Source organism: Vibrio natriegens NBRC 15636 = ATCC 14048 = DSM 759 (genome assembly GCF_035621455.1).
In the GTDB taxonomy this organism is placed as follows: domain Bacteria; phylum Pseudomonadota; class Gammaproteobacteria; order Enterobacterales; family Vibrionaceae; genus Vibrio; species Vibrio natriegens.
Window position 1 is genome coordinate 870,194 of the sequence record NZ_CP141823.1, and the last position, 26,675, is coordinate 896,868.

Sequence of the window (26,675 nt, forward strand, 5' to 3'; positions counted from 1 at the left end):
GAAGTACGGTTCAGAGTGCAGTTCCACTCTGAACCCCATATCTGAACACGAATACTGAGGAAACACAGATGATCACAGTGCGACACGCAAAAGATCGAGGAAGAGCTGATTTTGGCTGGCTGGACAGTAAGCATACTTTTTCTTTTGGCAGCTACTACGATCCTCAACACATGGGCTTTTCGGATCTCCGTGTGATCAACGACGACATAGTCCAACCAGACGCTGGCTTTGACACTCATGGTCATCGAGACATGGAGATCATCAGCTATGTACTTGAGGGCGTAATTGCTCACAAAGACAGTGAAGGTAATGTGCAGAAATTACCCTCGGGTGAATTTCAATTAATGTCGGCAGGTAAGGGGATCTACCACAGCGAATTTAACGCTTCGGACACCGACCCTCTGCGTTTTCTTCAAATCTGGATACAGCCAAACTCATTTGGAAACAAACCGGGTTATCAACAAAAGAATTTTGGCCAGCACAGCGGACTCACGCCCATTGCGACGCCAACAGGTGAAAATGGTACCCTACACATCAAACAGGATGCGCGTTTATACCAATTGATTTTAGACCCAAACCAAGAACTGACGTTTAGTGTTGAGCAAAACAGAAACCTTTATGTTCATCAGGTGCGAAGCACGCTTGATGTCGACAGCACAACATTGGCTGAAGGAGATGGTGCGAAGATTGAGCAGCAAAACAGCGTCACATTTCGTAATCACTCCACGGCACAGACTCTCGCACTGGTGTTTGACTTAGCGTAATCCCAGTTTTGATAAAAAAGCCCCTGATATCAAATCAGGGGCTTTTACTTTGTGTTCATTTCACAGCAAATGATGGCTTATTCGTCAGACGCACCTGATCCAATTTGCTGCAAGCTGTATGCGGTAAGGGGATCAACCTGCTTCACTATCTCTTCAACCTGCTTAATCGCCTCTACAGACGAGCTGGCTTTGCGATAGCTCAAGTAAATAGGGCGATGCCAGTCTTCCACTCCAGACACCTTGTAGAGCTGCCCATTAGCAATAAATGGCTCAACAAGAGATATCGGTAGGTAGGCAGCCCCACCCTTTTCTAGAATAAAGTCCAGTGCAATACGCGCAGTTGAGGTCCGTAAGAACGGCGCCGGGATTTTCGGGTGGCGCTCGGAATGCTCTGAAGCAAAACGGGTGCCCCAGTCAACGTATACGTATTTTTTATCAAATACCGTATCTAGCGAATCTTGTTCGGTCGATACCAGAACAAGCACAACATCAGCCACTTTTTTACAGTTCAGCTCATCCGCTTTTATCTGGTCAAAGGCAAATGCCATGTCCAGAGTACGCTCTAAAAGACTACGGCTGAGCATTTCGCGCCCCATGACTTCCGCCATAAAGCCATAGCCGCCGAAAGAATCGGTGACCACACTCAAACAGTTCTGTAGATACGCATCCCAAATATTCGGGGTGCCACCTAAGGTAAGTTGCAGCGCTTTACCATCATCGAGTGACAGTTCCAGCTTGGCTTGCTGCAATGTGGTGACCATCACCTCAGCGTAACTAATTAATCGCTCACCCGCAGACGTTAGCTTTATGTTATTGCGATCACGAATAAACAATTGAGTATCGAAATAACTTTCCAGTTGCTTGATGCGAGCGCTGACCGCTGCTTGGGTAATATACAAGTTCTCAGCAGCACGTCCAAAGTGACGAACCCTTGCCAGCTCTAAAAATGTTCGAAAGACCTTTACATCCATAAACCATCTCCTGGTTAATATCAAACCAGATTAACAACTATTTAAAATCATGACGATAAAAAAAATTTGTTTTTCTTTTGTTAGGTTTGCGCCTAATTTTCGCCTTAGTTCATTACATTCATCAATAACGGTTACAGAGGCTGTTGACATGTCTGACACTGAATTCCGTCATGGCAAAAAACGATTTTACGATAACGTAAAATTCCCACGCGGATTTGCAAAGTCTGGTGATTTTACTCTTGCAGAAGAGGAAATTCTAACAATTTATGGGGATACAATGCTTGGTCTGGAAACAGGCGAGTTAACACCGGAAAACAGCGAAGAGAAACACTTCGTTAAGGTGTTAGAGCACCCAGGCAAAGCAAAAACCAAAATTGAGCGTACGTGGTTAAAATACACGCAACTCGCTCGTGGTCGCAAGCGCTTCCATACGCTAAACGGACGCAACAAGCCGGATGCAACGGAAGACTACACGGAAGAGAGTTTGGTTGAAGACGATTAATTAACCAGTATAACTATCTAATAGATAGTTAAGTCGAAGACTTAGACAAGCGTTCATTCGCCTTAAGAGTGAACGTTTGTGATTTGTTTCTTCTCCTAAAGCCCAAGGTCGCGTTCTCCCGAGGGCTTTATTTGATCATAAAACCGTGTTGGTTTACTTGGCAAGCATGGCAATCTTTTTCAAAAAACTCTCCTTCAAGTGTTCCTGATCGTATTCAAGATTGTAGGTATTGTGGAAACCAATCTTTAACTCCACACCGTTGCCTCTCAAAAATACGTTGTAGCCATCATAGTCAGAAAACGCCTCAACCCCTTCATAGATCTTCCCAAACTCAGTTGGGGTACCATTGTTCATAACATTTTCGTATGCCGATAATACTTTGCTTGGATCTAATTCGTTTTTCATAGCGAGTTCCTCACCAATACACACGCCTTAATTATGGATAAGGAACTGACACCTTGCCATTATCGGGCTTATCTGAAATCAAAACATTCTCATATCTACCGATGCTTGTGACTTTTCTGCGTCACGACCGTATTTCCACACGATGAAAAACTTAATTTCAGCCATGAAATTTACCTCAATACACTCTAAGCTAATAAGAAGTAAAAAACGGCATACTGGTCCTTTTTAGTGTTTTTTGATGGCTCATTTGTTGATAAAAACAACAACGCTCAAAGAAAAAGCAAATTTTTGACCTAAAACAATAGCAGTTGCCGATAACTTATTTTATAATGCGAATTAATGTTTCAGAACATCTTAAATTCAATTACTAGGGGCACAAAATGAGACTTATCCCGTTAACTCAAGCAGCACAAGTAGGTAAGTGGGCAGCAGCACACATCGCAAAACGCATCAACGATTTCCAACCTACTGCTGAACGTCCATTCGTTCTGGGTCTACCTACTGGTGGCACTCCTCTAGCAACTTACAACGCATTGATTGAACTGCACAAAGCGGGTGAAGTCAGCTTTAAGCACGTTGTGACTTTCAACATGGATGAATACATCGGTATCCCAGCCGATCACCCTGAATCATACCGTTCATTCATGTACAGCAACTTCTTCAACCACATTGATATCCAAGAAGAAAATATCAACTTGCTGAACGGCAATACTGACGACCACGATGCTGAATGCAAACGCTATGAAGATAAGATCAAATCTTACGGTAAGATTAATTTGTTCATGGGCGGTGTGGGTAACGACGGTCACATTGCGTTCAATGAGCCAGCATCTTCGCTTTCTTCTCGCACTCGAATCAAAACTCTGACGGAAGACACTCGTATCGCGAACTCTCGTTTCTTTGACGGCGACATCAACCAAGTTCCAAAATACGCTCTGACTATCGGCGTTGGCACACTTCTGGATTCTGAAGAAGTAATGATTCTGGTAACAGGCCACAACAAAGCACTTGCTCTTGAAGCTGCGGTAGAAGGCTGCGTTAACCACCTATGGACAGTCTCAGCACTTCAACTGCATCCGAAAGCCGTGATCGTATGTGACGAGCCTTCTCAGCAAGAGCTAAAAGTGAAGACAGTAAAATACTTCTCTGAACTAGAAGCAGAAAACATCAAAGGCTTCTAATCGCAGCACAATTTTTAGTCCACGCTAGAAATACAAAACCCGTGATCACTCACGGGTTTTTTTGTTTATCGTTTAATACGCTTTGATACCAAACTGGCGTAACCGTTGGGGTAACACCTCATCGAGCTTTTCAAGCTCACTTGGATCGACTTCAATCAAGTTGAGCTGATGTTGCTCATAAACCTCTCGAATCGTCTCTCGGTCAGCTTTGCAGATTTCTCCACTATCACTTCCCCAAAACTGCAAATAGACTTTGCCAGTTGGCAAGTAGAAATCACTGGTGACATCCTGCTCAATCGGCAGTTGGCGTTCGTAAGCATGTACCACTCCAGCCAAATAGAGCCAGTTATCAATTAACAGCTCACCTTTCGAGCGCACATAATGTCCGTCTAAAGTGCGGTGTTTGGCTTCAAATTTTTGACGAAAACTAGAAAAAGATTTGTCCGTCGAGTGAGACTCCGCATCATGACCTAAAAACTCGACCACAGACTGTTTCAAGCGCTTGTTTTTCAGAACGACTTCGTGCCAAACAACAAAAGAATGTTGAGATTCCTTGTCAATTCTCTGCTGTCCTCCGGCTCGAACCCCCGTGGCAGTCACGTTCCAGCCTGTCTCTGATTTATTGATCCAACCCAGTTCGCTCAATAGTTGATTAATGCGCTTCGGATTTAAGTTGAGCTTATCCCCTAGTTGCGTCGCACTGAATGTTTTACCAGTCGTTGAAGAGAGTTCAATATGCAGTGTGGTTGGCCACACGATGAATTGACCAAATTTGGCATGTTCGACATATTCTCCGCCGAATTTAGCCCCCTCTTCCGTCAACAGCCATTTGTCGTCTTGACGTGTGATATAACCCGCTCGCTGAAGATCGGCGAACAATAGCTTGGCTTCTACATTACGCATTTTTGCTAATGCTGACGTCGATACTTTTTCAGACATGTTTTACCTCTGGCTGCTGGTCAATTAGTTAAATATTAACTTATTGATTTTATTACTTGAAGTGACACCTATGACAAACCTCTTCGGCAATCAATAAAACCATGACTCTCACTCATCTTCTTGCAGACCTTTCTATATAAACGCCAAGGTGTTATACCTATATATAACACTAACTTGGCCAAAGGGTTTCATCATGAAACATTGGCATGATCGCCAGCCAATTTTTCGTCAGTTGGCGGACCTGCTCACTCAGCAAATCCTGCAAGGAACTTGGAAGGAGGGCGAGGCTTTGCCTTCTGTTCGTAGTGTCGCTGCTGATATGAAAATTAACCACCTTACTGTCATGAAAGGCTACCAACTCTTGGTTGAACAAGGCGTCGTAGAAAAGAAACTCGGTCAGGGTATGTTTGTCTCATCTGGCGCAAAACAACGATTACTCGCCACAGAAAAAAAACGCTTCCTTAATGAGCAAATCCCTCAGATAGCCGACACGTTAAAGCATCTGGATATGTCTCTCGATGAACTTATCCTGCAACTCAAATTACAAATTAAAGGTGACCAATGAACGCAACCGTCAGTGTAAAGCACCTCTCCAAACACTATAGCCAACAAGGAGAAACACTACACGATATCAGTTTTGACTTGCATCCTGGTCAGGTGCTCGGCTTACTCGGTCACAATGGCGCTGGTAAATCAACGTTAATTAACGCGCTGCTCGGCGCTCATGAATATAAAGGCACGATTCGCATCAACGGCTATGAGCCCGTCATGCAACGCCACAAAATCATGCAGCACTTGTCGTATATCTCAGATGTGAATGTGTTACCAGACTGGATGACAGTCGAACAGCTGCTGGCCTATACCGAGGGGGTTCACCCAGGTTTTGATCGCCATAAAGCCGATGCCATACTTCACCAAACTGATATCAAAGCAAAGTCTCGCATTCGAGCGTTGTCAAAAGGGATGAAAGTACAGTTGCATCTGGCGATAGTCATCGCGACTAATACGCAAATTCTGATCCTTGATGAGCCAACTCTCGGTTTAGACTTAGTTTATCGAGATACATTTTATCGTCATCTACTGGAATGGTTTCACGATGGTGAACGCATATTGATCATCGCCAGCCATGAAGTGGCCGAAATCGAACACCTGTTAACGGATGTCCTGATCCTCAAGCATGGTCATTCTGTTTTGCAAACCTCGATGGATAAAATCCATGAAGACTACTTCATTCTTGATGCACAAGATCAATACCATCGACAAATTGAAGCGATGCATCCTCTCTCTTCCCAAAAAGGGCTTGGTACAACGAAGTGGTTACTCCCTTCAAGGTACGCCGCACAAGTCGATGGCTTAGGTGACATCCACGGTGTCACGCTTGCTGATCTGTTTCTCGCGTTGCAAAAAGGGGTAGCTTAATGCGTTCTATTATGACGATGTTAAATAAAGAATGGCTAGAAAACCCACTCGTGTCTCGGGTGCCATTTTTTATGTTTGTCTGTGGGACCTTGTTGTTTATCGGTTTAATGAGCAACTCGAACCTTCAGCAAAATTTCTTCTTCCAAATGAGTGTCGGCGGTGATGCCAACGGTATCCAAAAACAACTAGGGGAAGAGTTAAGTTCTCTCATTGCGGGAGGTGCAGGCTTACTTTCCATTCTACTCGGTACCCAATATTTTCCAAGAACGCTACGCAAAGAGCGTTCAGAAGGCAGTATCATGTTCTGGCGAAGTATGCCGATCAGCGATGTTCAGACGCACGTCGTCAAGCTCGTCTTTGGACTGTTAGTGATACCTTTAGTGTGTTCTGCCTTGGTGATCATTGCCGATTTTATGTTGTGGTCACTCAACGTATCCACCAATCATCAAATCGGTTTCTTGTATCGCTACTCATCAGTAGGCTATGTCTTACTGCATTGGAGTGAGTTTCTGTTAAGGATGGGGTTGGCTGGTTTTCTGCTGCTACCTTTGGCTTTAACCACCATGGTTATCTCACAGAAAGTAAACTCACCGCTGGTGATCTTATTTATCGCCATTTATGCGCTGCGCTGGATGCCGATCGCTTTGTTTGGTTATTACGGAGTGGATCAGTTCTTTTCTGAGATATTCACCCTGCCTTTCCACGCGATCATCGCGCCAAATCCACTGGATGCAGTAGCTGAAGTTGGAAAAACTAATCTCGGAATTTATGTCTTTATTGGCTTATTAGCCTGGGCAGCATGCCTGAGAGTCAGCCGAACCATTCAATAACGGTCGAAGTTCAACGCTGAACTCAAAAACAAAAAATGGTCACAACTTTCGTTGTGACCATTTTTTTCACTTCTCTTTTCTCTTAGCCAAGAAACGAGATATATCCTTGCAGGATGACTAAGTTGACGATATCGATAAAGAAAGCCCCCACAATCGGCACGACCATAAATGCCTGAGGTGACGGACCATAACGGTTAACGATAGAGCCCATATTCATGACCGCTGTTGGCGTGGCACCCAAGCCAAAACCACAGTGTCCACCAGCAATGACGGCAGCATCGTAATTACGCCCCATGACTTTAAACGTCACATAGTAGGTAAAGATTGCCAGTACCGCAGACTGCACAGCCAAAATCACCAAAAATGGAATCGCCAAATCGAAGATATTCCACAGTTTCAGACTCATTAATGCCATCGCCAGGAACAGGGATAGCGACACCGTTCCGAGCATATCGACCGTTTCTGCATCCAACTTGCGAATTTTGGTCACTTCAAGGAAGTTGGTCACAATCACGCCAATAAACAGGGCATACACAAAATCAGGAATCATCAGCCACGAGATTTCAAACGTACTTACCCATTGCTCTAAGTATTTAGCGCCAGTGACACAAATCAGTAAAAAGAACAGCTTCTCAACCACTTTTTTAGCGGTCACTTTGTCTTCTTCGTACTCGTTGTAGGTGACTAATTCTGGGAATTTTTCATGTGTTTTTGCGCTGCGACCATATTCTGACTCAATACCATGCTTATCCACCAAACGCTCAGCCATCGGACTGCCGATAATACCGCCGATGATCAAACCAAATGTGGCCGACGCCATCGCGATTTCCAAAACGTTATTTAATCCATATACGTCCTGAAAAGTTTGAGACCATGCTGCGCCGGTTCCATGTCCGCCAGAAAGCGTGATAGAGCCAGCAATCAGCCCCATTAGTGGATCTAAGCCCAGTGCTGCTGCGAGTGAGACGCCCACACCATTTTGGATGATGATGTAGAATGAAGCCACAGCCAGGAAGATGAAAACCTTAGCGCCACCTTTCATCAGTTGGGTGTAATTTGCCGCTAAGCCGACGGTTGAAAAAAACATCAGCATAAACGTATTTTGTAATGGAAGATCGAACTCTAAATCGATGCCGTAGAAATGAAGTGTCGTAAGAATGCAGGCTACGATAAGACCGCCTACAATCGGCTCCGGTATGTTGAACTTACTTAAAACTGGCAATCTGGCATTCACGAAATGCCCTAGAAATAGCACACTGATCGCAACCATGAAGGACTCCAGAGCCCCGATAGATATTATATGATTCATATCACCTCTTATTGTTGTCCTCTTCATCCTCCATAATGATTGAGTGTTAATTTAACCGTATTCCAATAGCAAATATTCTCACTGATGTGTTCAAAAATATTCTAAAGATCATGCAAATGCGCGATAGACTCTATGAGAGCGCATTAAAATGTAAGCAGAAGGGGGACTTGTTATCGAGTAGTTTACTTACTCTGACTCATGGATATTTAAATGAGCCGAATCCAGAGAAACTCTCAAGCAACAACAAAAATGTTCGCTATAACGGAGACAGATTATAGCATATCAGCAAAAACTGTCTTTATTTCAATAACATTCATGTACCCTATGATTTACAACCAAACCTATTCACCATGCACGATTGCTCTATCGAAAATATAAAATGGAATAGGCTAGAATCAACATCGCTGACACAACGTATAAAAAAGTGTAGTCAAAACGGTATTCTAAGCAGAAACGTAAGGAGCAGCTATGGCAAAACTCACCATATTTTATGATGGTACCTGTCCGCTTTGTGCCAAAGAGATGAGAGCGTTGACCAAGCGCGATACGCATCAACATATCCGTATCGTCGATATTTATAGTGAAGCATTCTCTGCTTACCCACAAATCGATGTCGCCAAAGCAAATACCATACTCCACGCTTTGGACGACTGCGGTAATTTACTGCTTGGTTTGGACGTCACCTATCGAGCCTGGCAGCTGGTAGGTAGAGGTTGGCTGTACGCACCATTACGTTGGCCCTTGATTAGACCGGTTGCCGACTGGCTGTATATAAAATTCGCCAACAACCGATACCGCATCTCTTACTGGCTCACGGGCACATCGCGCTGTGGCACCGATCAATGCTCAAGATAATACGAACATGTTATCGCTTGGGCTATAATGCCTGCCCCAAACACCACTAGAGAACCACTCATGATCATTATGACAACCAATTTCGGTGATATAGAAATTGAACTGAATACCGAAAAAGCCCCCGTAAGCTCAAGAAACTTTAAAAGATATTGTGAAGAGGGCTTTTATAACGGTACGATTTTTCATCGTGTCATTAAGGGATTTATGATCCAAGGTGGTGGCCATACTGAAGACATGACAGAGAAGCCCACCCGAGCACCTATTGCAAATGAAGCAAATCGCGGCTTAAAAAATACTATTGGTACTATTGCAATGGCTCGCACCGATGCACCACATTCCGCCACGGCACAGTTTTTCATTAACTTGGAAGATAACGACTTCCTCGACCACACCGCAACGACAAATCTCGGTTGGGGCTACGCAGTATTTGGCAAAGTTTCCGCCGGTATGGATGTAGTCAATCGCATCGCAGATGTGAAGACAACCTCTAAACTCGGTCATGATGACGTTCCTTGCGATCCGATTATTATCGAGAAAGTGACCGTCAGGGACTAAACCTCCGTGAACACTAATACGCCACAATTTCACAAAAGTTGGTATATATACTGTTAATGGATTAAGAGCGTAGTTTACAGTGTAAAGAACAAAGCGCCTTGCAAAGTCACGGTCACATACCTTTGAATAAACTTTGTGAGGCTCGACTTACCGCCAATTTCGTATCACCAATATGGACAAGCATTCGTCCTGAAAAGTCTTTGTTAACTTTATTGATTTTACAAACCTGAACGACAGTTGAACGGTGAACTTGCCAAAACTGGTCAGGATTAAGTTGTTGGATCAGTTCTTTTAACGATGTTCGAATCAGGTATTCCACAACCCTCCCCTGCCCTTGCTGTGCATAGACCGAGACGTACTTCTCTTCTGCCTTGAAATAGAGCACATCAGAGGTAGCGATCAAATGAATGTCTTCCCCCTGAGTGGCTTTAATCCATTGCAGATATTGGGGGGTTTGGGGCGCTGACATTTGCTGAAGCTGCGCTAACAAGCTATTCATCTGCATGTTGCCGTTGTCTTGCACGCGATTAGCAAGGCGCGCTTGAACACGTTCACAAGTGGTTTGCAGCCGATCATCCGAGATAGGTTTGAGTAGGTAATCTGCCGCATTTTGTTCAAACGCTTTAATCGCGTAATCGTCGTATGCGGTAACAAAAATAATCAAAGGTGGATTCACCATACGATTAATTTTTCGCGCTAAACTCACCCCGTCTAAAACGGGCATGCGAATATCAAGAAAGGCGATGTCGGGTTGGTTATTTTGAATGGAACTCCAAGCCTGCTCACCGTCCGCGACTTTTGCGACCACTTCCAGTTCTGGCCATACTTCAGCCAGGCTTTTGTCCAAATGATGCCTCAGCAACGGCTCATCGTCGGCAATAATTGCAGTGATTCCAGTCTTCATTTCCCCATATCCTTGTTTATGATTACCACTCAATTGGCCAGCTTAAACGGACACTGACACCACCCTCGGCAAGCTCACTGATTAACACCTGCCCTTCTCCGGAAAATAGAGCATCAATTCGCTGCTTTAAGTTGCTAAGCCCAATCCCCGATCCACAATGTTGACTGACGTGATTCAGCCCGACACCCGAGTCTCGGACTTCAATTTCAAGTAACCGGTTGTCACGTTTGATCCGCAGACTCACTTCTCCCCCTTCTCGCTTCGGTTCAATGCCGTGAATAATGGCGTTTTCAACCAGCGGTTGTAGCATCATTGGTGGCAGCTCGAGTTGCCCAGTTCCTTCCTCTACTTCAATGGAGTATCGCAAGCGATCACCTAAGCGAATTTGTTGGATCGCGAGATACGCCTCAATCAATGCGGTTTCATTGTCGATGGTCGTTTTTTGTTCACGTGAGCTTTTTAATGTTGCACGCAATAATGCGGTGAGCTGATCAAGCATCTTTCTGGCTTTATCCACGTCTTGTGACATTAGCGCACTGATGTTCGCCAATGTATTAAACAAAAAATGCGGCTCAATTTGGCTTTGCATCTGTTTCAATTGACTGAGTAATAAGGCGCGCTCTTTTTCCGCTTTCTCGAGCTTGATGGTTTCCAATTCACGCTGTGCGATGGCTTGCTTCTCTCGCGAGTGAAAATAGAAAAAACACATGGCACTGAACAACAATCCCATCAAACCGATGGGCAACATGCCAGAGATCCCGAAGTATTCGCCAAGCCAAAACTGCGCATTTACCACCCCAAACAGCAAACATGCGGTGAGAGAAATGGTAATTTCCATTACACGCGGGATGGTGGGAAAGAGTTTGTCGATCAACCACGAGAAAAAAATGGCCGAGTAGCCAAAGCCAAAACTGACCAGTAAATGAATATATAACGGGCCGCCCCATACAAAGAGCGTCATTACAGCAATAAATAGGCAGAATAAAGAGGTCTCCACCAAACTTCTTCGCCATCCACCTTCTTTCATTGACTTCCCTGAGAACATTTAGAATTTCCCTTTTATATTAAAGACAATCATATATTTATCATTGATCTGCGCATACGCGGATTGCTTATCTCCAGATAAAAATCGTGCAGCAGCTTCCAGTTCCACACTTTGCTCACCAGTATCAATCCATTGGTAACTCACCCATTGAGTCACAATCGCACCGCCGTCTTGTGGAGAAATCAACACATCGAGCGTTGGTGTGACGTCACTTAACCAACCCATATTCTCTGTCATAAACGTCGCGCCACTCCATGCCGCCCAGGCTTCTATGTCCCAACTCCAATGCAGCATCACGTTATGTTGCACAATATTGGCATGCTGAAAACCTTGCGCGTAACTGCTCGCAAGCAACCAAGTTGAGGGGAATGAAGAGAGTAAGTCACCACGGCTTATCGCCTTCTCCCATTCGCTCGTTGACCAGGCACGGCTGTCATACCAATATTCTGCGATTACGTTATGCCCAGCTTGGTTAGCCCAGTTAAGTCCAACCAAAGCTTGAAATGCACTGCCTTGGTTATCAACAGACACAGGCTGTTCAAGCTGATCAGAAATCTCATAACTGACACTCTGCTTTTGCCACAGAAGAGAACTGTGCATGGCAATCGACTCGTCCCAAACGGTAATCACGCTGGCGCCAAGTAAGCCGCGGCGAACATCATCGTAATAACCAATCCATTGGAATTCTGTGTCATCCACCAGCATATAACGACGTACACCAACACCTTGCTGCTCGGTCGCTTGATCCAATGCACTTTGATCTTGTTGCCCCCAACTTGAGTCTGTGGCAATCAAAGTCCATTCACCAGCTAAATCGTAATGAGAAACAGAAAAAACGCCCGCCCCTTCTTCTGCCACTAAACCAACTGGATTTTGTCGGTAGGGTTTGAACAAATCCAAGACACGGTAGCCATACCCCACGCCCCAATCGACACGTAATTTACCCACACTGATATCGAGAATAGCATCACCGATTTGCCATTCGTCCTGCCAGACAAGTTCTCGTATTAAGAGTTGGTTGTCTGATTCGCTCCCCCATCCTTTTCGGTCATGTTGATTCAGATACAAGCCTTGGCTAAAGAACGTAAATAAGCCACTGATGTTTTGGTAGTTCATTTGCACATCAAGCAGCGCATTGAGCGAGTCACAAGAGTCTCCTTGCGCTGGAATGAAATGAGTATCGCGTTGCTTAACGGTCTCGTAGCTCAACGCCCAATCCCATTCGAGACTCAGTTCGTTACCCGCCAATACAGGGGAAGCGAAAGCTCCCATCAAAAGACTTACGATATAAGCAGTACAAAATCGCATATTGGTCCCCTACCGCAGCCTACAATTGCGAGGTGTTCGCTTTTGGCAAATAGCTGGGATTGTAGAACTTGTCGTCCAGTTGCCATGGCAAGATCGCCTGATACTCGATCACCGTTTTTTTGCTTGGCTGGATGCTGTCCAACAAGGTCATCTCACTGACGTAATCTCGCGTCTCTTTCGTTGCTCGGCGGTAGTGCGCTTGCTTAGCGAGTTTGCCTGAACGTAGATAAAGATCAGCTTTGATTGGAAACGCATCCTGCTTTGCCAGCCATAGATCGATTTTCTGATAACTCGCGCCTGCAGTTTTAGCGGTCAGGACAAGATGGTAAGTGGCAATGCTCTTGCCGCTCACTGAGGTGGTTTCTGTCGCTTTCCACTCTCCCTGATAATCTTGGCTCCAGGTGAGTGTAGATATATCTCCGATCGATGCTTCGCCCAGTAACTTTTGCATTGGTGTAATGCGAATCGGTCGACGGCTTTTAGGCATTTGGAGCCAGTAGTTATCGCCCATCATCAGCATTTTTTGACCAGCCTCGACTGCCGATTTAAACACCACGAGTGACTCTCGATTGGGACGAGTATAAACATGGTACAAACGGGTCTTATCCAATTCTTGATCTTGGTACAAGCGCACCAACGATACGACTTTAGATGATTGATCCTGTAAGCGGTAGCCATCGGCTTTTTTCATCAATTGCGCCACTTGCTGTGTATCCAGCGCTTGCACATTTGCGGAGACTGCGCCGCAGATTACTAACACCGCCAGTGGCATGGTTCGTTTGAAATTAAACATAAATCAGTGCCTCCGTAATAGGCTTGTTCACCCCTTTGCGTGCCGAGAAAAACGCCGCAACCAGACAAATCAGCAGTACTGCAAATCCGGCAACCGCAACGAGCTCCCAAGAGAAGTAAATAGTGAGAGGATATCCTTCTGTGCGTCCCGGCGGTGGGGGCATCTGCACGTCTACCACCATCAACAAAACCGTTACGACGGCGGTCAGCAGCGCGCCAATCAAGCTGCCAATCACGGCAAGCAACCCCGCTTCTCTTAAGAACCCGGCTATAATTTCACGCGGATAACTTCCCAGCGCAGACAACGTACCTATCTCACGCGTTCGCTCCGTGACGGACATGGTCATGGTGTTAAACAACGCGACAAACACCACCAGCGCCATGACCGCTCCCATGATGCCGAAGATCCGGTCGTACAACCCCTTCACTTTGAGATAAAAGAACGCTCTTTCCTGCCAAGGGGTGATTTCAACCCCTTGATTACCGAAGCTTTGTTTTTGATTCGACAGAATTGTTGCCACATCTTGTCTGACCTTGTCTGTCAGATTGGTATCGAATAAGAAAACCGATAAGGTACTGACTTTGTCCGAACCGAGCAAAGACTGCGCGCTATGGATGTGTACATACAACTGACGTTTATCCAGCTCTGGAACGCCCGTTGAATAGATGCCGCGGACTTTAAAGTCGTACGCATTGAGCGCGCCGTCCGTCGTCGTAGCCAGTAGCGTGATCCAGTCGCCTACGTTTACGTTTAGATTGCTGGCGAGATCCACACCTAACATGACTTCCGGTTCAGCTGGGTCATAACGTGAAGCGTGGATATTGGACAGCGTCTGCCCTGCTCTCACATCCAAAAATGGCCCTTTCATATCGAACTCCCGATCATTCACACCTATACCGATGAAAATGGATGACTTACTGCCGTTGGAAACCAGCCCGTTGAACTCCACACGCGGCTGCACGCCTCGTACTTGATCAATACCGATAAGTTGCTTGGTAAAAGCATCAACATGGCTTAGACCATTGCTTAGAGGCATTTCCTCCTCTTTCGTGAAGTATCCAGGTGTTGTTAGGGTTAAATGCCCGGTATCGCGCGCGGTTGCCTCTTTTAAACTGTCATAGGTATATAAGCCGAAACCGCCTGCACTGGTCAGGGCAAATACAGCAATGGCGATAATCAGCATCGAAAGTAGGCTACGGCGGCGGTTACGCTGTAGGTTGAGCCACGCAAGACGAACTGAATCTGGGATTAACTTGCCCATGAAACCTCCTCAGCCCCAAGAGGCGTGTGAGTCATGTTTCCGTCCACCAGCTCAAGAGTACAATCGCAGCGTGAAGCCATTCGCATATCGTGAGTCGCAATAATGAAAGTGGTGCCCCTTTCGTGCCCCAGTTTTTTCATGATGTCGATAACCTTATTGGCACTTTGGCTGTCCAGACTGGCAGTGGGTTCATCAGCAATCACCAATGCCGGCTTATGGACCAAAGCTCGTGCAATAGCGACGCGCTGCTGCTGCCCTCCCGACAAATTATCTGGCATATGGTGAACAAACTCCCCAAGGCCCACAAGGTCGAGCATTTCGTGAGCGAGTCTGGTTTGTTCGGCTTTGGAAAAACCGTTGAGATGCAGCGGATAAGCAACGTTCTCTAAAGCCGTCATCACGGGCACTAAATTGAATTTCTGGAATACAAAACCGAGCTTTTCTCGGCGCATTTTAGCGGCTTGTATTTGCCCGGTTGGGTATGGGCTTCCTTTAAAGGTCAATTGCCCGTGATAATGCGTATCCAGCATGCCTAGAATATTGAGGAGCGTACTTTTTCCCGAACCAGAAGGACCACACAGCGCCACCATCTCTCCGGCAAACACTTCTCCCGACACGTTTCGCAGCGCATGAACCGTCTGACTTCCTAAGACATAATCACGACTGAGTTGATTGAAAGTGATCATAGTGGCTCCTTACCGCTTCGCGAGCAGTGCCTTGGCGTTTTGCGTTTCAATGTTGTCATAACCTAAGCGCTCCATCTCATCCAACCAAGCTTGGGCTTGTGTCTGATCGTCAGCGCGTAAAGCGGCCTCAATGGCGTAACGGTAAACCCATGCGGTAGCGGAAAAAGGCTGTTGCTGGAAACTTGGATCATTGATCAAGGCAAGATACAGCTCATAGCCTCGCTCAAAGTGATTGAACATATCAGGAAGGGCTGAGTATGTTGTAGCCGCCATCGCAGTCGCTAACAGATATTCTGGTAAGCCTTGCAATCGTTGCTGCTCTTGAACCGGTATCGGCTGGCTAGCCATTAAATCTAAACCCTTTTGTATCGTCGCCAGACCTGACTCGGTAAACTTCATCTTATTCCAAGGCATAAATGCTTCGCGACCTTGCAGAGTTTGAGTGCAGCCGAGGTACACCAAAGTCAAAGGCGTAGCGCCGTGCTGCTCGATAAGAACCACTAGTTCGTCATGAACGCTGTCGACCAAAGCTGAATTTCCTTGTTCAGCTTGATTAAATCGGTGAAGTAACGACTCCGTAGGATTGGCAAATGCGAAACTACTGCTCAGTACGAGAACGGGAAATAAGGCGATGAATAATTGAAATCCCGATCGGAAGTACGAATTGAAAACCATCATAGTAATTGTCCTTTATTAATATTGATTTGATGGTTTCAGATTAAGGAAAGGTGCTCTCCCCTGCTTAGGGATGCGACCAATGGTGTTTTTGCGGAGTGAATGGGGTTCAGCACGGATGAATGGTTGTATCGGCCTCCCAATCAGAAAGATTAAAGACTCGCCCAGCACGATCAAAAAAGGCTTCCCGAAGGAAGCCTTTCAATCGAATTCGCGAACGAATTACAGCTCAGCGTTATGGTAAACCTGCTGAACATCATCACAGTCATCAAGAAGGTCTAGGAACTTCTGGAATTTCTCAGCATCTTCACCTGCGATTGGCGTTTGAGTTTGAGGAACGAAAGTGATTTCTTCCACATCAATCGTTAGATCTGGGAATGCGCCGTTCAAAGCTGTTTTCGTTTTGAAGAACTCAGTATGAGGTGCAAATACTGTGATCACACCGTCTTCTAGTTCAACGTCAGTGACATCAACATCTTCCATCATTAGCGTTTCCAGAATGATTTCATCATCATCGCCTTTGAACTGGAATACCGCCTGGTGATCGAACATGTGAGATACCGAACCTTCAACACCAATTTTCGCGCCTGTTTTTACAAAACACTGGCGAACATCTTGGAAAGTACGGTTGCCGTTATCTGTTAGACAATCAACGATGACACTTGTGCCACCAGGGCCAAAGCCTTCGTAACGCGCAGGAGCGTAATCTTCACCGCCACCGCCACTCGCTTTATCAATCGCTTTGTCGATAACGTGTGCAGGAACTTGGTCTTTTTTCGCTTTCGCGATCAGGTGCTTAAGAGACAAGTTCATGTCTGGGTCTGCACCGCCATTTTTCGCACACATGTAAATTTCTTTACCGTATTTGGAATAAACTTTAATTTTTGCGCCTGCAGTTTTCGCCATAGAGGCTTTGCGCACTTCAAAACTTCTTCCCATCGGGATGTTCTCTCTAAATTCAAATTTAATGCGAAGGATTTTAGCAAAAAGCGAAACGTTTTCAATTTTCGCTCTGCTGAGGAATGGGGGAAGTTACCTCATTCGCCGCGTTGATTCCTATCAAGGCCACGATTCGCTTTACGCGACGCCCATTACTCGCTTGTACTTTTCAACCGATTGCTGGAAAAATGCTTTTTCATCAGCATCGTTAATCTTAGATAATTGCTCTTCTATTGCTTCAGGGCCAGATTTGGCCTCTCTGAGTTTCCAAACCAAAAACGAAGCTTGCTTATCCAGTTCGATTTTGTTTTTTTCATCAGGCGGCAACAGGGATAGATTAAACGACATTCACAGCCTCAAGGTACTTTAAATACTAGCCGCGCACTATAGCATACCGACTATAGGTTGGAGAATAGAAACGCACTTATCTTGATCAATTTCAAGTTACCGATGTGACTATCCCATCGAATTTCAACGCTTTTGGCGACGAATTAAAATTCTATCGACGCGCGGCACGGCTATCCCCAGCTTAAAAATCTTATTTACACTGTAAAACAGCGAGTGATAACCATAGGCCAGCGAGCATGGTATCCAGCAAAGTCTGTCATTGTGTGACTATAGTTTTACAACTAGGAAAGTTGACAAAAACATTAACCATTGAAGTTGGTGCGATGAGTCATAAAATGAAAAAGGGTAGCAATGAGCTACCCTTTGAATTGTTTGTTGATGACAAAGATGAATCAGTGGATCAAACCCAGTTCTTTGGCTTCTTCAATCGTCAAACCACTTTCACGGATTTCACGAAGTGCCTCAATGCGTCTTCTGGCTTCTGCCGATTTCACGGTTTTGTCAGGCTGCACAACGGATTCTTCTTCAGGTAATTCCCATTTGTGAGCGATGTTACTCATTTCTTCATGGTCGATAGAATTAATGGACATATTTCCTCCGAACACACCATGTTTTCGATGAGTAATCTATAGCAAACCCCATCAGGTGTGGTAAGCAAAACAGTAGGGAAATGTGAACCCTCCCGACCTTTCGCTAACTCATTAATAGTTTCATCATTTAAGTTTTGCCAAAGTAACAAATTAGGATTAAATTTGAATGATTACCCCTAAGAAAAGTGTGCTGATCCAGCTCTCATTTTCGTCCTCTCAGACATTTTTAACGTACACCGTAAACCTGTTTTTATTTCACTTAACTTTCGAGTCACTTCACCGATTCTCTATCTGTCACTTTCTAAAAACCGTCCCAACATGCTAATGATAATAATTATCTTTTAGATTGGTAAGGTGTTTATATGAGTGGTATTAACTTAAATCATGCATACCACAATGATCCGGTCATCCAGATCAGAGAGTTGTGTGTCGATTACATCACAGATAATGGTGATTTTAACGCAGTGAAATCCGTCAGTTTTGATATCGGCAAAGGGGAGATATTTGGTCTTGCTGGTGAATCAGGGTGTGGGAAAAGCACCATCGCATTCTCCGTGAATCGTCTCCATAAGCCACCTGCATTCATTTCTGGCGGCAAAATACTGTTTGAGGGAAAAGATATCCTTAGCCTCTCTGATTCTGAGCTAACGGCTTTACGATGGAGTGAAATCGCGATGGTGTTTCAAAGTGCGATGAACTCACTTAACCCTGTCTTAACGATTCAAGAGCAATTTGCCGATGTATTGCGGCACCATCAAGGCTTAACCAATGCTCAAGCTCAGGATCGAGCCGAGAAGTTGATGGACTTGGTCAACATTCCTCGACAGCGACTAAGCGAATACCCCCATCAGTTTTCTGGCGGGATGCGTCAGCGCTTGGTCATTGCCATCGCCCTGTCTCTTAATCCGAAACTGATCATTATGGACGAGCCAACGACAGCTTTAGATGTCGTTGTACAACGAGAAATTTTGCAGCAAATCTATCAGCTTAGAGATGAATTCGGGTTCTCGATACTTTTTATCACCCATGACTTGGCACTAATGAGCCAATTGTGCGACAGAATCGCCATCATGCGCCATGGAGAAATAGTTGAAGTTAACCAAGCTTACGACATTCGCAATCATCCTCAACATCCCTACACACAGAAGCTTTGGGCTTCTTTCCCCAATATCCACGATGTCCACAAACAACCTGAGACACTAGGAGCCTAATCATGAACCAGCCTATTATCCAAATGAAAGATGTGATTAAAGAGTTCAAAGTCGGCGGCGGTCTTGAGAAAGAAGAAACCTTTCGCGCTCTGCAAGGCGTTAGTTTTGATCTTTATGCCGGGAAAACACTGGCTTTGGTCGGTGAATCAGGGTGCGGTAAAAGCACCTGTGCGCGCTTGATCACGAAAGTCTATCCGGCAACTGAGGGCAAGATCCTGTTTAATGGTACCGACATCAATGAGATCACGACTCGATCTGATATCCGAGAGTATCGCAGTAAAGTACAAATGGTCTTTCAAGATCCTTTTGGCTCACTCAATCCAACGCATACTATTCGCCATCACCTCACGCGTCCTATCAAAATTCATAAGCAAGTCAAAACTGATCGTGACATATCTGCCCGCTTGCTGGAGCTGTTGAAGCTGGTGGAACTTCCAGAGGAAACGTTAAATAAGTTCCCACACGAGCTAAGTGGTGGCCAGCGCCAACGGGTTAATTTAGCGCGTGCTCTCGCCGTTGGATCACAGATAATTCTCGCGGATGAACCGACATCAATGCTTGATGTATCGATTCGCTTGGGCGTCTTGAATTTAATGCAGCGAATGAAGCAAGAGCTTGGCATTGGCTTTTTGTATATAACTCATGATCTGGCAACCGCACACTACATCGCAGAAGAAACCGCGGTGATGTACAAGGGGCAAATCGTTGAATGGGGTGATACTCACTCAATACTCAAGAACCCGCAGCACCCTTATACTAAGCTGTTGATTTCTGCCGTGCCCGATCCAGACCTCCCCTTTGGTAACTTAGTGAAAAATGAGCCAAACTATTCAGTAGACGCCGATGAGATTCGTAGTCGAAGCAGTATCATTGTCGACGAATTTGATCAAATAGGGCCAAATCACTTTGTAAAACAATGGACTGAGGCAGCGTAATGGAATTGAGTACTTGGCAAGATCAGATCTCGATGTGGTATGAACATCGGAAGCATGATCAAGTTGGTAAATTGGAAACGATCTTATACCAGGCACCAGATGAGGTCTTTGGGCCTAAGCTGTGCGAGCGACAAAGTAAAGCGATTGCTTGTTGGCTTGACGGTTGTTTACGAGTATTCCAACACGCCAGGTATCATAACCATCAAAAAGCCTACCAAACCTTGCTCTACGCAAGTGCAAAACTGGAACAAGCTGCGTGTCAGGTATCAACCGATATTGAGATTAAGGACTGGTGTTTGAAACGTTTGCAACATCTCACGGTGCTCGCTTTAGAGTTTTGTAATCAGCAGTGCGATCAAAGTGAGTGGCAACAACAAGCTCACAGCTTGATCGAGTCACATGTGGCGTTGATGCGATCTTTAAATTGGAATGAAACCGGGAAGCATGATCAAGGTCTACGTCATTAACCCGGAAAGATGATCAAGGTTTTCCCCGAATTTGAGACAAAAAAAAGCGAGTTTCCTAAGCAGAAACTCGCGAAGTCTATTCAGAATGAATGTAACAATATATGAGCCTATCTATTAATCATCAGAAAGGACAAAAGGTTGTCTATTCGAGATCAAGCTTAGTCTCGACTCCGAACCGCTATGTCATGATTTTGTTAGAGTTAGGTCTGTTTTCTATTATCGAAATATATATTTACATTTAAAATCAATCAGTCACATTAATCGGTTTCAATTCATAAAGCTGAATGATGTTAAATCGCCATTTCATCAAGAGCTCGATACACCATCTCATCCATATGGCCATCATAAATTTGTCTGCAGACCTTGCGACGAACAGCTAAACCGGCAATCAGACGCTCAATAGTAAGATGTTTGAGATCATTTTGCGTATTGAACAGCTCAACGGTCTTACTCAGAGTCTCATAAGGTAATGGGTCATCTCCAACTCTTAACCAATCAAGCTTCTCAATGTACTCAGAGCACTCTTCCTTAATCGAGGCGTATGAGTGCCCTGTCATTGCTGATAACGCCGTTATGCTGCGTTCCAGAGCCTCTGGTGAGGTATATTTGGATAGAGTAATGGTAATTTCATCTGCATTAATCTCAACCAGATGTTTTCTTTGCTTGATCCTACGCCCTAAATTACCACGAGGAGACGGTGCTTTGCGCTGAATAGGCTCAAATTCGCCGTCAATGATGCCTGAGAGCTCTTCTAGCTGTTGTTTGGATACCATCTCATTACGAAGTGGGTTTGGCAGCGTAGGAGCCATGTTACGCTTTCCTGCGTTTGTGGTACGAGCACGTGAATAACGCAAGACTTCCTCAACATCACACTTGATATCGATCTGGTAATCCATGATTTTGCCTTTCTCGATCATGGTTTCGATCGTCAGGTGGTAGCCCCATAAGTTAACAACAAAAAGATCTTCCGTCCCTTTTCCATCAGATAATCGTTTCAGTTCCCGGATAAGATCCATGGAGAATCGACGCCACTCGATGTTACGCGCTAACTTCTGATTCAGTTCACTAAGCAACATACAATCCGTATGGCGACGAACCATCCGGCTACGGAAAAAGGAATATAACTGGAACACCAAAGTATGTTGTTTCAGAATCTCTGGCGGAAACAGGAAGAAGTAATCACGAGTCAGTAATTCCTCGTAAAACGACGGCTCCCAAACCAATATGTACAAATTAGGTTTGATTCGGATCTCACCGTCGCTGCCCTCAACTGGCGCTTCTTCTGATGCGGTGATCGTTCGCGCTAGAAAGCGGAATCGATCACTTTTAAAACCTTCCGGCATGTTTTCACTTAACCAGCGGCCTGTAAGCTCATGTAACTGGAAGTCGGTGAATTCGATTCTATCGATACTGTCACGAATGGAATCACGAGCAGGTCCACTGTCCTTTTTGCCACGCAATGACAGGATGTCGGTGATATACAGCGGTGTTTTATTCGGTACATGAGCTGCATCAAGATGGTACTGATCTTTGTGATGATCATGGTATTGCACGGTCAGGGTAAACAGCGCAAACAAGGTCATCAGATCATCGACTGTCATGATATTTTTTGACGATCGAGTTTCTATTACCGCTTTCGTACCAGAGATCGACACCATCGACTTCTGATAACTCTTACGAGTACGTGGTGGCGCCAAAGCTTGGTCAATGATCCCTGCCCAATTAGTTGGAGAGACGACGAATTGATCCGCTTCATCTTTCATCGTCGGCGGCGTGTTTAAGCCATGTTCTGTCAGCAAGCGTTTGTTTACTTGCGTCTGAGCTAGTGCTTTTGAGCGTTTTTGTTTTTCATTCTGGCGGACTTTTTCAGTAACTAAGCTCGTTGCACCCAAAGCGGAAATGAGCTTATTGGGATTAACAAACGTGTGAAGCATGGTTTTACCTGCCAGTCCTTCTTCAAAGCGAACTGGAGTTTGCGTAAATAAACCAATGTTCACCGCTGCTCGTAATCGTTGTTGTAACGCAGCACGAGTCAGTTGACCATCTGTTGCTTCAACGATTTCAGTGGTTGATACAAGTCCATCTTTGCTGCTGAAACCTCTCAACGAGATCAGATTAAGCAATTCTAAGATGCTTTTGGTCACCCCTTTGAAGTGTTGGTATTGTTCTACCCAATCTGCAGAAGATTCGTGCACTTCAAAAAGATGCCCGTCTTTGTGGCTTCTTGGTGCTTTAATCAGAATTTTTTCATCAGCCATCATTTTAGATCCAGATCACACTAGCCGTAGTTGTGCTATGGTTCCGAAGAATAAAGAAAAACAGATCATAAATAAAGAAAAAATCTTGTTTTTTAAATAACTGATCTTTTTGATTATTCTGATCTTAATTGATTATATGATCTATTGATCTGGCAATTTTTATCATTTTAAGTTGTTGTTATAAAAAGGAATTATTGAAATCCCTTTCGGAACCATGATCATGAATATAACGAAACGATGATCAACAATATCTTGAAAGCATGATCATATCCTCTCGTAAGCATGATCATTAAGTTTCTGAAAAGATGATCAAAATGGTCTTGAAACGATGATCATGACATTTGTACAGGTTATCCACAGAAATGCGGGTTTGCTTGATCAACAAAGGTGTAAACACCATGGATTTTATCGCCTCCTTGGTTCCGGATCGATGATCAAGAGTAGCGTTAATGCCAAGTTAAAGTCTCATTTCGGCGGTAATTTATTCATGTGCTGAAAATATCATCAGATATCAGTACTAAGCGTGTAAATCCTATATCTGTTCTAAATTTAGGAAGCATGATCATGATAGCCGTACTTATCAAATACCATGTTTTTATTTCATCGTTCCGAGGTTTGTTTACGCTTGATTCTCTGAATGCCCCAGTATATCTGCATTCGTCCGTAAAATGGCGAGTAAAAAGCATGCTTCCGAGAAACCTATTCACTTGATCATTTTTCCGATGGTTTGATCGCATAGAATAACGTCCATCTACTCATGCACTCCCCTACTTTTGCCATGATCATGCTTTCGTAAGTAGGATATAACACGGAAAGATGATCAAGTAACTCTCTTGATCATCTTTCCGGTCCATCTATTAAAAAAACGGCCTCAAATGCTTTGGAAGCATGATCAAGAGGGTATCCGTGAATGAATCTTGTCCCCGTTTCTGCATTTTTTGTTGTAAACATGTTGATTTTACATAATCCGTAATTTAGCCGGTCAATATAATCGTTCCGTATAATTTTTAATTTACAATGTAAATGTGTGACGCTGTAACACTTTTAATTTATAGAGTTAGCAAAGCGTTTGTGCGAACTTGTTTGATTATATTTTGATATATTTTTTACCATAATTCATAAAAGAGTCGATTTTATTGTTTTTATATGTGATTGTTATTCAAAATGTTTGTGCACCTTTTTGTTGTTATTGGTGTTCACTGCTGTACAATTGCAATCAGATATCCTTTCAACGGAAATTGGCATGAAAAGAGAAAAAACGATTGAAAATCTTCATGAGTTAGCAGAACTCACACAACAAGTTCAAGCTGACCGTATTGAGATTGTTTTGGAAGAGCGAAGTGACAACTACTTCCCTCCAATGTCTAAGGCAATGATGGAAACCCGATCGGGTTTGACTCGTCGAAAACTCGATGACGCGATTGGTAAAATGGAAGCCGCTGGCCATCAATTTACAAAGAATAACGCCAATCATTATTCCATTACGTTAGAAGAAGCACATATGCTGATGGATGCGGCTGAGGTGCCTAAATTCCACGAGCGTAAAAAAAACAATGGCAATAAGCCGTGGATTATCAACGTACAAAACCAAAAGGGTGGTACGGGTAAATCGATGTCGGCGGTGCATTTAGCGGCTTGTTTAGCGCTTAACTTAGATAAACGCTACCGTATTTGTTTGATTGACTTAGATCCACAAGGCTCATTACGTCTATTCCTAAACCCACAAATCAGTGTCGCTGAACACGATAATATCTATTCTGCCGTTGATATTATGTTAGGTAACGTACCAGACGGTGTTGAGATTGATAGTGAGTTTTTGCATAAGAATGTATTGCTACCTACGCAATATCCAAACTTGAAGTCAATCTCTGCTTTCCCAGAAGACGCGATGTTTAATGCCGAAGCGTGGCAAACCTTATCTGAAGACCCATCTTTAGATATCGTGCGTTTGTTAAAAGAGCAGCTTATCGACATTATTGCAGATGATTTCGATATCATCATGATTGATACCGGCCCGCACGTGGATCCGCTAGTTTGGAATGCAATGTATGCTTCTAACGCATTGCTGATTCCATGTGCTGCCAAACGTCTTGACTGGGCTTCAACGGTAAACTTTTTCCAACACTTACCGACAGTGTATGAAATGTTCCCAGAAGATTGGAATGGCCTTGAGTTTGTGCGCTTAATGCCAACCATGTTTGAGGACGACAATAAGAAGCAAGTTTCTGTTTTAACTGAAATGAACTATCTTCTAGGTGACCAAGTTATGATGGCTACCATTCCGCGTAGTCGAGCGTTTGAAACCTGTGCTGACACCTACAGTACGGTATTTGATCTCACTGTGAGTGATTTTGAAGGTGGTAAGAAAACGCTCGCAACCGCTCAAGACGCCGTTCATAAGAGCGCACTTGAACTAGAGCGTGTATTGCACTCTAATTGGCCGTCATTGAATCAGGGGTAATAAGTAAATGGCTTTGAAAACGTCTGAATTAAACGCAAAATTATTTGGCAAAACTAATAAACGCCGCGTGGCTACGCCTCAAGAAGCGCAAACCGCTGCAAAAGAAAAAACGCAAACCATTGAGTTAGCGGTCGCTGGTGAGAATACCGTTCAATTCGAGTTGGTTCGTATTCCTGCTGACAAGGTTGAGTCTGAAACGACAGTCTTTGTTGATAACGCACGCGAACAATCTTTCTTGAATGAGCATGCTTTATCCGATGTATTGGTTACGTTAAAAGAGCGTGGTCAGCAGTATCCGGCCGTCGGCCGTCGCACTGAAGATGGCAAGATTGAGGTATTAGACGGTAGTCGTCGTCGTAAATCTTGTATTCTGGCTGAGCAAGATTTTCTGGTTTATGTTGGCGACAACATTAACTCTAATCATGCTAAGTTCCTGTCTGATGTGGCAAACGCTCACAAGCCTCTCTCTCTTTATGAAAAAGGCAAGGAGATGCAAGCCAAGTTAGACAGCGGTGAAGCAGAAGACCAGAAAGCGCTGGCGAAAATGTTCCAATGCAGTGAGGCATTGGTAAGTGGAGCGTTAAAAGCGGCTTCTTTACCACTAGAGTTGCTTCAAGCGTATCCAAATGTTGGCGACCTTGGTCGCCCAACCATTGTTAAATTGCACAAGCAGTTTACGAATCTAAGCCCTGAACATCAGCAAGGGTTGTTAGATAAATGCCGTACAACAGACGGATACTTGTGGCAGCGTAGCACAGCGCAAGGTGTTGCTCGTCTAACAAAAGAAGTCACAGAAAGCCTAGAAAGTTGGATTACTGAATTATCACCAGCCAAACCATCGCCAAAGGTAGACAAAGTCGATTTGATAAAAGGTCGCGCGAGTTACAGCCGCAAAGGCAGTAATCTGGCACTGAACCTTAAAAAAGTAGATGATAGTTTGATGGAAGAAATTCTTGCTTTTGTTCACAGCAAATTGCAATAACGTTAATCAAAACTTCAACCGCCTTCGGGCGGTTTTTTTATGCCAGTTGTTTTTGCTTGCCGATCAGTAGCCTGTTTAAGTT

At 44.4% G+C, this 26,675-nt stretch carries 28 protein-coding genes; 13 read left to right on the forward strand and 15 right to left on the reverse strand.

Annotated features, from left to right (window positions below; translation table 11 throughout):
- The first annotated feature begins 68 nt into the window (after positions 1-68).
- A complete protein-coding gene (locus tag VER99_RS18450) occupies positions 69-764 on the forward strand; it encodes a pirin family protein (protein WP_020335062.1) in 696 nt (231 codons plus the stop codon).
- A 77-nt stretch (positions 765-841) separates the two neighbouring features.
- On the opposite strand, the gene VER99_RS18455 is transcribed toward VER99_RS18450, so the two are convergent.
- Positions 842-1,735, reverse strand: a complete 894-nt coding sequence (locus VER99_RS18455) for a LysR family transcriptional regulator (protein WP_014233445.1) — start codon at positions 1,733-1,735, stop codon at positions 842-844.
- Positions 1,736-1,883: 148 nt separating this feature from the next.
- Between VER99_RS18455 and VER99_RS18460 the strand changes: the two genes are divergently transcribed.
- A complete protein-coding gene (locus tag VER99_RS18460) occupies positions 1,884-2,237 on the forward strand; it encodes a MaoP family protein (protein WP_014233444.1) in 354 nt (117 codons plus the stop codon).
- Positions 2,238-2,390: 153 nt separating this feature from the next.
- Here VER99_RS18460 and VER99_RS18465 read toward each other — a convergent pair whose 3' ends face one another.
- Positions 2,391-2,642, reverse strand: a complete 252-nt coding sequence (locus VER99_RS18465) for a DUF3081 domain-containing protein (RefSeq protein ID WP_014233443.1) — start codon at positions 2,640-2,642, stop codon at positions 2,391-2,393.
- 380 nt (positions 2,643-3,022) lie between these two features.
- On the opposite strand from VER99_RS18465, the gene nagB reads away from it, so the two are divergent.
- Positions 3,023-3,823, forward strand: coding sequence for a glucosamine-6-phosphate deaminase (nagB, locus tag VER99_RS18470; RefSeq protein WP_014233442.1), 801 nt, complete (start codon positions 3,023-3,025; stop codon positions 3,821-3,823).
- Positions 3,824-3,895: 72 nt separating this feature from the next.
- On the opposite strand, the gene VER99_RS18475 is transcribed toward nagB, so the two are convergent.
- Entirely contained in the window at positions 3,896-4,762 is an 867-nt protein-coding gene (locus tag VER99_RS18475) for a hypothetical protein (RefSeq protein WP_020335061.1), read from the reverse strand.
- 193 nt (positions 4,763-4,955) lie between these two features.
- Between VER99_RS18475 and VER99_RS18480 the strand changes: the two genes are divergently transcribed.
- Genes VER99_RS18480 through VER99_RS18490 form a run of 3 tightly spaced genes read left to right on the forward strand, consistent with a single transcriptional unit; the run spans position 4,956 to position 7,011 of the window.
- Positions 4,956-5,327, forward strand: a complete 372-nt coding sequence (locus VER99_RS18480; RefSeq protein ID WP_014233440.1) for a GntR family transcriptional regulator — start codon at positions 4,956-4,958, stop codon at positions 5,325-5,327.
- Entirely contained in the window at positions 5,324-6,181 is an 858-nt protein-coding gene (locus tag VER99_RS18485; RefSeq protein ID WP_020335060.1) for an ABC transporter ATP-binding protein, read from the forward strand. Before VER99_RS18480 ends, VER99_RS18485 begins: the two co-directional genes overlap by 4 nt.
- Entirely contained in the window at positions 6,181-7,011 is an 831-nt protein-coding gene (locus tag VER99_RS18490) for a hypothetical protein (RefSeq protein WP_014233438.1), read from the forward strand. The genes VER99_RS18485 and VER99_RS18490 overlap by 1 nt, the downstream gene beginning before the upstream one ends.
- A gap of 82 nt (positions 7,012-7,093) precedes the next feature.
- Here VER99_RS18490 and gltS read toward each other — a convergent pair whose 3' ends face one another.
- A complete protein-coding gene (gene gltS, locus VER99_RS18495; RefSeq protein ID WP_024372619.1) occupies positions 7,094-8,320 on the reverse strand; it encodes a sodium/glutamate symporter in 1,227 nt (408 codons plus the stop codon).
- Between the two features lie 468 nt (positions 8,321-8,788).
- Here gltS and VER99_RS18500 point away from each other — a divergent pair, with 468 nt between their 5' ends.
- Positions 8,789-9,175: a thiol-disulfide oxidoreductase DCC family protein gene (locus VER99_RS18500; protein ID WP_020335058.1), complete on the forward strand. Its 387-nt coding sequence runs from the start codon at positions 8,789-8,791 to the stop codon at positions 9,173-9,175.
- Between the two features lie 60 nt (positions 9,176-9,235).
- Positions 9,236-9,730 (forward strand): peptidylprolyl isomerase, encoded by a 495-nt coding sequence (locus tag VER99_RS18505; protein ID WP_020335057.1) that lies wholly within the window; start codon positions 9,236-9,238, stop codon positions 9,728-9,730.
- 112 nt (positions 9,731-9,842) lie between these two features.
- Here VER99_RS18505 and VER99_RS18510 read toward each other — a convergent pair whose 3' ends face one another.
- The 10 genes from VER99_RS18510 to VER99_RS18555 all read right to left on the reverse strand — a co-directional run bounded on the left by VER99_RS18510 (position 9,843) and on the right by VER99_RS18555 (position 18,279).
- On the reverse strand, positions 9,843-10,634 hold the full coding sequence (locus VER99_RS18510) for a LytR/AlgR family response regulator transcription factor (RefSeq protein WP_020335056.1): 792 nt from the start codon (positions 10,632-10,634) through the stop codon (positions 9,843-9,845).
- A 22-nt stretch (positions 10,635-10,656) separates the two neighbouring features.
- Entirely contained in the window at positions 10,657-11,679 is a 1,023-nt protein-coding gene (locus VER99_RS18515) for a sensor histidine kinase (RefSeq protein ID WP_020335055.1), read from the reverse strand.
- Positions 11,680-12,987: a hypothetical protein gene (locus VER99_RS18520; RefSeq protein WP_020335054.1), complete on the reverse strand. Its 1,308-nt coding sequence runs from the start codon at positions 12,985-12,987 to the stop codon at positions 11,680-11,682.
- Between the two features lie 19 nt (positions 12,988-13,006).
- Entirely contained in the window at positions 13,007-13,780 is a 774-nt protein-coding gene (locus VER99_RS18525; protein WP_020335053.1) for an outer membrane lipoprotein-sorting protein, read from the reverse strand.
- Complete coding sequence (locus VER99_RS18530; RefSeq protein WP_020335052.1) at positions 13,773-15,041, reverse strand: ABC transporter permease; 1,269 nt, start codon at positions 15,039-15,041, stop codon at positions 13,773-13,775. Before VER99_RS18530 ends, VER99_RS18525 begins: the two co-directional genes overlap by 8 nt.
- A complete protein-coding gene (locus VER99_RS18535) occupies positions 15,029-15,727 on the reverse strand; it encodes an ABC transporter ATP-binding protein (protein WP_020335051.1) in 699 nt (232 codons plus the stop codon). Before VER99_RS18535 ends, VER99_RS18530 begins: the two co-directional genes overlap by 13 nt.
- Positions 15,728-15,736: 9 nt before the next feature.
- Entirely contained in the window at positions 15,737-16,405 is a 669-nt protein-coding gene (locus VER99_RS18540) for a hypothetical protein (RefSeq protein ID WP_020335050.1), read from the reverse strand.
- A gap of 219 nt (positions 16,406-16,624) precedes the next feature.
- Complete coding sequence (locus tag VER99_RS18545; RefSeq protein WP_014233427.1) at positions 16,625-17,341, reverse strand: YebC/PmpR family DNA-binding transcriptional regulator; 717 nt, start codon at positions 17,339-17,341, stop codon at positions 16,625-16,627.
- Positions 17,342-17,479: 138 nt separating this feature from the next.
- Positions 17,480-17,689 (reverse strand): DUF3283 family protein, encoded by a 210-nt coding sequence (locus VER99_RS18550; RefSeq protein ID WP_005374484.1) that lies wholly within the window; start codon positions 17,687-17,689, stop codon positions 17,480-17,482.
- A gap of 392 nt (positions 17,690-18,081) precedes the next feature.
- Positions 18,082-18,279, reverse strand: a complete 198-nt coding sequence (locus tag VER99_RS18555; RefSeq protein WP_014233426.1) for a PA3496 family putative envelope integrity protein — start codon at positions 18,277-18,279, stop codon at positions 18,082-18,084.
- A 362-nt stretch (positions 18,280-18,641) separates the two neighbouring features.
- Between VER99_RS18555 and VER99_RS18560 the strand changes: the two genes are divergently transcribed.
- The 3 genes from VER99_RS18560 to VER99_RS18570 are packed head-to-tail and all read left to right on the forward strand — an operon-like array spanning position 18,642 to position 20,892.
- Positions 18,642-19,490: an ABC transporter ATP-binding protein gene (locus VER99_RS18560; RefSeq protein WP_020335048.1), complete on the forward strand. Its 849-nt coding sequence runs from the start codon at positions 18,642-18,644 to the stop codon at positions 19,488-19,490.
- 2 nt (positions 19,491-19,492) lie between these two features.
- Complete coding sequence (locus VER99_RS18565) at positions 19,493-20,425, forward strand: ATP-binding cassette domain-containing protein (RefSeq protein ID WP_020335047.1); 933 nt, start codon at positions 19,493-19,495, stop codon at positions 20,423-20,425.
- Positions 20,425-20,892, forward strand: coding sequence for a hypothetical protein (locus VER99_RS18570; RefSeq protein WP_020335046.1), 468 nt, complete (start codon positions 20,425-20,427; stop codon positions 20,890-20,892). The genes VER99_RS18565 and VER99_RS18570 overlap by 1 nt, the downstream gene beginning before the upstream one ends.
- 290 nt (positions 20,893-21,182) lie before the next feature.
- On the opposite strand, the gene VER99_RS18575 is transcribed toward VER99_RS18570, so the two are convergent.
- The gene (locus tag VER99_RS18575; RefSeq protein WP_020335045.1) at positions 21,183-23,153 is read right to left on the reverse strand and encodes a replication initiator protein RctB domain-containing protein; all 1,971 of its coding nucleotides are present in this window, start codon (positions 23,151-23,153) and stop codon (positions 21,183-21,185) included.
- Between the two features lie 1,240 nt (positions 23,154-24,393).
- On the opposite strand from VER99_RS18575, the gene VER99_RS18580 reads away from it, so the two are divergent.
- Positions 24,394-25,611 (forward strand): AAA family ATPase, encoded by a 1,218-nt coding sequence (locus VER99_RS18580; RefSeq protein ID WP_014235120.1) that lies wholly within the window; start codon positions 24,394-24,396, stop codon positions 25,609-25,611.
- Positions 25,612-25,618: 7 nt separating this feature from the next.
- The gene (locus VER99_RS18585) at positions 25,619-26,593 is read left to right on the forward strand and encodes a ParB/RepB/Spo0J family partition protein (protein WP_020335043.1); all 975 of its coding nucleotides are present in this window, start codon (positions 25,619-25,621) and stop codon (positions 26,591-26,593) included.
- Positions 26,594-26,675: the final 82 nt, after the last annotated feature.

Bases quoted from the DNA above. Each gene is read 5' to 3' on its own strand.
- VER99_RS18450 (WP_020335062.1), top strand. From the start codon at position 69: ATGATCACAGTGCGACACGCAAAAGATCGAGGAAGAGCTGATTTTGGC.
- VER99_RS18455 (WP_014233445.1), bottom strand. From the start codon at position 1,735: ATGGATGTAAAGGTCTTTCGAACATTTTTAGAGCTGGCAAGGGTTCGT.
- VER99_RS18460 (WP_014233444.1), top strand. From the start codon at position 1,884: ATGTCTGACACTGAATTCCGTCATGGCAAAAAACGATTTTACGATAAC.
- VER99_RS18465 (WP_014233443.1), bottom strand. From the start codon at position 2,642: ATGAAAAACGAATTAGATCCAAGCAAAGTATTATCGGCATACGAAAAT.
- nagB (WP_014233442.1), top strand. From the start codon at position 3,023: ATGAGACTTATCCCGTTAACTCAAGCAGCACAAGTAGGTAAGTGGGCA.
- VER99_RS18475 (WP_020335061.1), bottom strand. From the start codon at position 4,762: ATGTCTGAAAAAGTATCGACGTCAGCATTAGCAAAAATGCGTAATGTA.
- VER99_RS18480 (WP_014233440.1), top strand. From the start codon at position 4,956: ATGAAACATTGGCATGATCGCCAGCCAATTTTTCGTCAGTTGGCGGAC.
- VER99_RS18485 (WP_020335060.1), top strand. From the start codon at position 5,324: ATGAACGCAACCGTCAGTGTAAAGCACCTCTCCAAACACTATAGCCAA.
- VER99_RS18490 (WP_014233438.1), top strand. From the start codon at position 6,181: ATGCGTTCTATTATGACGATGTTAAATAAAGAATGGCTAGAAAACCCA.
- gltS (WP_024372619.1), bottom strand. From the start codon at position 8,320: ATGAATCATATAATATCTATCGGGGCTCTGGAGTCCTTCATGGTTGCG.
- VER99_RS18500 (WP_020335058.1), top strand. From the start codon at position 8,789: ATGGCAAAACTCACCATATTTTATGATGGTACCTGTCCGCTTTGTGCC.
- VER99_RS18505 (WP_020335057.1), top strand. From the start codon at position 9,236: ATGATCATTATGACAACCAATTTCGGTGATATAGAAATTGAACTGAAT.
- VER99_RS18510 (WP_020335056.1), bottom strand. From the start codon at position 10,634: ATGAAGACTGGAATCACTGCAATTATTGCCGACGATGAGCCGTTGCTG.
- VER99_RS18515 (WP_020335055.1), bottom strand. From the start codon at position 11,679: ATGTTCTCAGGGAAGTCAATGAAAGAAGGTGGATGGCGAAGAAGTTTG.
- VER99_RS18520 (WP_020335054.1), bottom strand. From the start codon at position 12,987: ATGCGATTTTGTACTGCTTATATCGTAAGTCTTTTGATGGGAGCTTTC.
- VER99_RS18525 (WP_020335053.1), bottom strand. From the start codon at position 13,780: ATGTTTAATTTCAAACGAACCATGCCACTGGCGGTGTTAGTAATCTGC.
- VER99_RS18530 (WP_020335052.1), bottom strand. From the start codon at position 15,041: ATGGGCAAGTTAATCCCAGATTCAGTTCGTCTTGCGTGGCTCAACCTA.
- VER99_RS18535 (WP_020335051.1), bottom strand. From the start codon at position 15,727: ATGATCACTTTCAATCAACTCAGTCGTGATTATGTCTTAGGAAGTCAG.
- VER99_RS18540 (WP_020335050.1), bottom strand. From the start codon at position 16,405: ATGATGGTTTTCAATTCGTACTTCCGATCGGGATTTCAATTATTCATC.
- VER99_RS18545 (WP_014233427.1), bottom strand. From the start codon at position 17,341: ATGGGAAGAAGTTTTGAAGTGCGCAAAGCCTCTATGGCGAAAACTGCA.
- VER99_RS18550 (WP_005374484.1), bottom strand. From the start codon at position 17,689: ATGTCGTTTAATCTATCCCTGTTGCCGCCTGATGAAAAAAACAAAATC.
- VER99_RS18555 (WP_014233426.1), bottom strand. From the start codon at position 18,279: ATGTCCATTAATTCTATCGACCATGAAGAAATGAGTAACATCGCTCAC.
- VER99_RS18560 (WP_020335048.1), top strand. From the start codon at position 18,642: ATGAGTGGTATTAACTTAAATCATGCATACCACAATGATCCGGTCATC.
- VER99_RS18565 (WP_020335047.1), top strand. From the start codon at position 19,493: ATGAACCAGCCTATTATCCAAATGAAAGATGTGATTAAAGAGTTCAAA.
- VER99_RS18570 (WP_020335046.1), top strand. From the start codon at position 20,425: ATGGAATTGAGTACTTGGCAAGATCAGATCTCGATGTGGTATGAACAT.
- VER99_RS18575 (WP_020335045.1), bottom strand. From the start codon at position 23,153: ATGATGGCTGATGAAAAAATTCTGATTAAAGCACCAAGAAGCCACAAA.
- VER99_RS18580 (WP_014235120.1), top strand. From the start codon at position 24,394: ATGAAAAGAGAAAAAACGATTGAAAATCTTCATGAGTTAGCAGAACTC.
- VER99_RS18585 (WP_020335043.1), top strand. From the start codon at position 25,619: ATGGCTTTGAAAACGTCTGAATTAAACGCAAAATTATTTGGCAAAACT.